Source organism: Streptomyces jumonjinensis (genome assembly GCF_009600885.1).
GTDB lineage: Bacteria > Actinomycetota > Actinomycetes > Streptomycetales > Streptomycetaceae > Streptomyces > Streptomyces jumonjinensis.
In genome coordinates, this window is sequence record NZ_VCLA01000197.1 from 180,705 (window position 1) to 182,172 (window position 1,468).

Consider the following 1,468-nt stretch of genomic DNA (forward strand, 5'->3'; position numbering starts at 1 on the left):
ACAGACGACAACACGGTCGACTTTTCCGCCCTCAGTCTTCCCGCCGGGATCCCCACACATGGGGCAAGGCTGATTCCACCGCCCAGGCCCGGCCCGTTCAGCACCACGTCGTCATGGGCCGGCGCGTATCTGGACCGGGCAAGCACCCGGTCCAGAAACGCGGGGATCAGCGGCGTGCAGGCGATCGCCGCTCCACCGTGTGCCCGCTGCGGAGGGTCAGGTAACGGTGATGACGACGCAGCCGCGTCGGCCGTTGGCGCCGGGGGATGTCGTCGTACCGCCGTTGCCGCCAGTGGCGGCGTTCCCGCACGCGGCGGGTACACCGGAGGCACTTCCGCCCGAGGTTCCCGAGCCGTTCGCGCCCGGTGTCAGCGTCCGTGACACGATGGCGATTCCTCCGAGCAGGCCCGGGTCGCACGCGGACCGGCCGCCAGCTCCGGGAAACCCGATCCCGCCCGCGCCTCCGAGTGCCAGGCCCTGTGACCCTCCGGGTCCGCCGAAGCCGAGAGAGGCGGCGATTCCGGTGGCGTTGCCGCCTCCTCCACCGCCCCCGGCCCCGGTCAGGTGGAACGGCACGAAAGCGCCCGCGGTGACATTGGACGCACCGCCGCCCCCGCCCCCGCCCCCGCCGTCCTGGAGTGCGGGCAGCGGATTGCCCCGGCCCGACGAGCCGGCGCTGTCGCCGGAACCGCCCAGGCCGCCGGCCCCCGCAGGTCCGGCGCCGCCCCCGGAACCGGGCCCGGCGACCGTGACCTGGACGGTCTGCCCTGCCAGGCCCTCGACCACGCACACGGCCACCCCGCCCGCGCCGCCTCCGTAGCCAGCCCGGGACGCCTGCGAAGCGGCGCCGCCGCCCCCAGCACCACCCGCCCCGACCACCGTGAACGTCACCCTGGTCGCGGTGGAAGGCACCGTGAACGACTCGCTGCCCGGCGAGATGCACACCGTGGTGGCCCCCGTCGTCGTACACCCCGCGTCAGCCCGCGCGACCGGCGCCGTCACCAGCACAGCCCCTGAGACAGTGCACGCCAGCATCACCATGCGCCCGCCCAAACGTCCCCGCAGCCGCCCTGCACACCCCCGCACGTCGGCGACTCCCGTATCCGGAACCCCACGAGACACACCCATGCGATCAACCCTCTCACCCGGGAGGGGCACACGAACCAGCGGCACCGGCCCGCGCCGCACCCCCAATGCGCGCAGAGTCCCACCGAACCGCACCGCAGCCCAGCCCGTGAACCACATTTCACCCCATAGAGGAAACCGGGGCTCATCACCACCTCATGGACGAGTGTTGTTGATGTAAGCCACCCGGAGCCCTTGCCCTCTGGGTTGAGACACCCGGCTTGCCGGTTGCCGCCCCATGCCGTGAGCTCCGCCGCCGGCAGCGGGAGTATCACGAAAGCGGTGTTCACCACTCGGTTGGAGTAGGAGTTTCTTGTTGATCTGGTTGGCCTGTACCCGTCCG

Annotated in this window: 1 protein-coding gene; it reads right to left on the bottom strand. The window is 72.0% G+C overall.

From position 1 onward, the window contains the following. Positions 1-216 precede the first annotated feature (216 nt). Positions 217-1,002, bottom strand: coding sequence for a hypothetical protein (locus tag FF041_RS34425; protein WP_153526347.1), 786 nt, complete (start codon positions 1,000-1,002; stop codon positions 217-219). Between the last annotated feature and the right edge of the window lie 466 nt (positions 1,003-1,468).